Source organism: Vibrio sp. 10N.222.46.A1 (assembly GCF_041473595.1).
Lineage (GTDB): Bacteria > Pseudomonadota > Gammaproteobacteria > Enterobacterales > Vibrionaceae > Vibrio > Vibrio tasmaniensis_A.
On the sequence record NZ_JBFRSN010001539.1, the window covers coordinates 1 to 476 of the forward strand.

Consider the following 476-nt stretch of genomic DNA (forward strand, 5'->3'; position numbering starts at 1 on the left):
ATAATACTTCATAACCTTTGACGTTAAAAAGAATAATCATTGCTCCCATGACGAAGAGCATAACTCTAAGCCATATATGTTCAGGTAATTTTATTGTGTTAATGGGCATCAATATTTCTCTACAGGAATATAATTGTCGATATTGTTGGTTTTGAGTATCAGCATTTCATCTCGACCGTACTCAGACATAAATTTGTCATACAAGCCTTTGTTACCATCTATAGCTGCCCAATAAGCTTGGTATTTTTTATAAACCTCATCAATAAACTCAGGAGTATCCGCAACTCCTGGAATATATGGACGGTGAAATCCAACTTCGGCACCTGTTTGAATGTACTTTGTAGAACCAGCTGCATAAATGAAACCGCAAGTTGAATAACAGCGCATGTATTTATCAGCGTCAGTATTCCAGTTATTTTGGAGTATATATTCTCCAATTTTTAAGCCTTCATCTAGTACACCACCAGGGCTATGAA

Annotated in this window: 1 pseudogene; it reads right to left on the reverse strand. The window is 36.1% G+C overall.

The annotated features are described in order from the left end of the window. Positions 1 to 108: 108 nt before the first annotated feature. Positions 109 to 476, reverse strand: a pseudogene (locus tag AB4496_RS27940) (hypothetical protein); the annotation flags it as partial.